At 56.5% G+C, this 3,500-nt stretch carries 4 protein-coding genes; all 4 read right to left on the bottom strand.

Annotated elements, in window-relative coordinates:
- Positions 1–215: 215 nt before the first annotated feature.
- Positions 216–2,291, bottom strand: a complete 2,076-nt coding sequence (gene fusA, locus JXO50_12440) for an elongation factor G (GenBank protein MBN2333897.1) — start codon at positions 2,289–2,291, stop codon at positions 216–218.
- A gap of 18 nt (positions 2,292–2,309) precedes the next feature.
- Positions 2,310–2,780, bottom strand: a complete 471-nt coding sequence (rpsG, locus tag JXO50_12435; GenBank protein ID MBN2333896.1) for a 30S ribosomal protein S7 — start codon at positions 2,778–2,780, stop codon at positions 2,310–2,312.
- Positions 2,781–2,848: 68 nt separating this feature from the next.
- Complete coding sequence (locus tag JXO50_12430) at positions 2,849–3,220, bottom strand: 30S ribosomal protein S12 (GenBank protein ID MBN2333895.1); 372 nt, start codon at positions 3,218–3,220, stop codon at positions 2,849–2,851.
- Positions 3,221–3,309: 89 nt separating this feature from the next.
- The coding region (locus JXO50_12425) for a hypothetical protein (GenBank protein ID MBN2333894.1) at positions 3,310–3,500 on the bottom strand (191 nt) is incomplete at its 5' end.

Genomic DNA, 3,500 nt, shown 5'->3' with positions numbered 1-3,500 from the left:
GGTCGTCTTACCATGGTCTACATGGCCTATCGTCCCCACATTCACGTGCGGCTTCGTCCGCTCATACTTCGCTTTTGCCATCGCTTCCCCTCCTCACTATCTCTGTCTTACCCTTTTTGGTATTTTTCAGTAGTATCCGGCCCCGCTCCCGCAGGATGCAGGACATCATGCTTGCCTTATTCAATCAACCGGTCGGCAACCACCGCCTGCTGCTATCATCCTTCATGGCTGACAATACCATCACCAATCGCCTTAGGAACCGGCTCATATTTGGCAAACTGCATGGTGTAGGTTGCCCGCCCCTGGCTCTTTGACCGCAGATCAGTGGAATAGCCAAACATCTCTGCCAGCGGTACATTGGCGCTGATCACCTGGGCCCGCCCCCGACTTTCAACCCCGAGAATCCGACTGCGGCGGGAATTGAGATCACCCATGATATCACCAAGAAAATCATCCGGGACCACCACTTCCACATCCATCACCGGCTCAAGGATAATCGGCTTGGCCTGCCGGCAGCCGGTTTTAAACCCCATGGAGCCGGCAATTTTGAACGCCATCTCCGAGGAATCCACATCATGGTAGGAACCGTCGACCAAAGCGACCTTAACATCCACCACCGGGTAACCGGCCAGCACACCGGTTTTCATCGCTTCTTCGATGCCGTTTTTTACCGCCGGGATATATTCCCTGGGAACCACCCCGCCAACAATCTTATCTTCAAACTGAAAGCCTTCACCCGCCGGCAGCGGCTCCAGTTCAAGCCAGACATGGCCGAACTGCCCCCGCCCCCCTGACTGCCGGACAAAGCGTCCCTCAGTCCGGATGCTGCTGGTGATGGTTTCCCGATAAGCCACCTGCGGTTTGCCGACATTGGCATCAACCTTGAATTCACGGCGCAGGCGGTCAACGATAATTTCCAGGTGCAGTTCACCCATCCCGGAAATAATCGTCTGGCCGGTCTCCTCGTCGGTTCGCACGACAAAGGATGGATCCTCCGCCGCCAGCTTGCCCAGCGCAACCCCCAGCTTATCCTGGTCAGCCTTGCTCTTCGGCTCAATGGCGATGGAAATGACCGGTTCAGGGAACTCCATCGACTCAAGGATGACCGGCCGGCGAAGATCACTCAGACTATCGCCGGTGGTAGAGTGCTTCAGACCAACCACCGCGACAATGTCGCCGGCGTAGACCTCCTTCACCTCTTCCCGCTTATTGGCATGCATTTTCAGCAGCCGACCGACACGCTCCTTGCGGGATTTGGTCACATTCAGGACACTCATGCCGGAGCTGAGAACCCCCGAATAAACCCGCATAAAAGCCAACTGGCCGACGAAGGGATCGGTGAAGATCTTGAACACCAGGGCGGCGAAAGGTTCGCTGTCGGCTGCCTGGCGGATAATCTCTTTGCCGCTCTCCGGATCACTGCCAACCATGGCAGGCACGTCAAGAGGTGAAGGCAGATAATCGATGATCGCATCCAGCAATGGCTGCACGCCTTTGTTCTTAAAGGCGGAGCCACAGAGCACCGGAGTCAGCTGGATCGACAGAGTTAGCCGCCGAATCAGCTTTTTTATCTCCGCGGCGGTCATCTCCTCGCCGTCCAGGTAGCGGGTGGCAAATTCATCGTCGTAATCCGCCAACTCTTCGCAGAGCGCCTCGCGACACTCGGCAACCCGGGCCTGCATCGCTGCCGGCACGTCCCGTATCTCGTATTTTTCTCCCAAAGAGCTTGGATCGTAATAGATGGCCCGCTGCTCAAGAAGGTCAACCACCCCTTCAAAATGTTCCTCAGCGCCAATGGGGAGCTGCACCGGCAACGGCTTTGCTCCCAGGCGGTCGCGCATCATGGCGACGCCCCGATCGAAGTCAGCTCCGACCCGATCCATTTTATTTATAAAAGCGATCCGTGGCACCCGGTACTTATCAGCCTGGCGCCAGACGGTTTCCGACTGGGGCTCAACCCCGCCGACGGAACAGAAAACCGCAATGGCACCATCCAGGACCCTCAGGGACCGCTCTACCTCGATGGTAAAATCAACATGACCGGGCGTATCGATAATGTTGATCCGGTGATCGTGCCAGAAGCAGGTGGTTGCCGCCGAGGTAATAGTAATCCCCCGCTCCTGTTCCTGCTCCATCCAGTCCATGGTGGCCGTGCCGTCATGGACCTCACCGATTTTATGGGAAATTCCGGTATAATAAAGGATGCGTTCGGTGGTGGTCGTCTTGCCGGCATCAATATGGGCCATGATGCCGATGTTTCGATTACACTCCAGAGGATAGAGACGCCCCACGGCTTTGCACTGCCTCTCCTACCACCGATAATGGGCGAAAGCTTTGTTGGCTTCAGCCATCTTATGGGTATCTTCCCGTTTCTTCACCGCTGCGCCGCGATTATTGGCAGCATCCATGATCTCCGCCGCCAGCTTCTGCTCCATACTTTTTTCACCCCGGGAGCGAGAATAGCCGATCAGCCAGCGGATTGCCAGGGCAACCTTGCGTTCCGGCCGCACCTCGACCGGCACCTGATAGGTGGCACCGCCAACCCGGCGGGACTTTACCTCAACCAGCGGTTTGACATTTTCAACTGCTTTTTTGAAAATGATCAACGCGTCCTCGTTGCTCCGCTCGGCAACCTGATCAAGGGCGCCATAAAAAACCCCTTGGGCAACGCTCTTTTTCCCGTCCTGCATCAAACCATTGACAAACTTGGCCACCAGGCCATCACGATACCTGGGATCAGGATTAATTGCTCTTTTGGGGATTTCTCGCCTTCTGGACATCTCACACCTCTGTCATACGTAAACCGGCACCACCGGGGTGCCGGAAAGCTGTCTCAACCTCAAGCCGCTCACTTCGGCCGTTTGGCACCATACTTGGAACGTCCCTGCCGCCGATCCTGAACGCCAACGCTATCCAGGGTTCCGCGGATGACATGGTAGCGAACCCCGGGCAAGTCCTTGACCCGACCGCCTCTGATCATAACCACCGAATGCTCCTGGAGATTATGCCCCTCGCCGGGGATGTAGGAGGTAACCTCAAAACCATTGGTCAGGCGTACTCTGGCTACTTTCCGCAAGGCCGAGTTCGGCTTTTTCGGGGTGGTCGTGTACACCCTGACGCATACCCCGCGCTTCTGGGGACACGATTTCAGCGCCGGCGCAGTGGTCTTCTTCTTGATTTTCGTTCTACCTTTTCGTACCAGTTGATTTAAGGTGGGCATACCCTCACACTCCGTCTAAATTGCTGCAAAAAAACTGCGAAAAAACCCGAGCAGGCTATCGAAAAATCCTCTTCTTGTCAAGGTAATTTTTACTGGTCAGCCGCCGTTTCGCTGACCGGCTCAGCAGCTCCATCCGGCCGGGCGGGCTCCATGGCCTCCAGCAGGGTTTCCAGATTACCCTTGGCCGCCTTCTGGTCCGGCCAGGCAGCCAGGGCCTGGCGGTAATAGGCCATAGCCTGCTGCGTTTCACCCAGGTAACGGGACGCTATCCCCAGGTTGG

The sequence above is a fragment of the Candidatus Anaeroferrophillus wilburensis genome, from assembly GCA_016934315.1.
Lineage (GTDB): Bacteria > Desulfobacterota > Anaeroferrophillalia > Anaeroferrophillales > Anaeroferrophillaceae > Anaeroferrophillus > Anaeroferrophillus wilburensis.
This window is presented reverse-complemented; position numbering and strand designations above follow the sequence as displayed.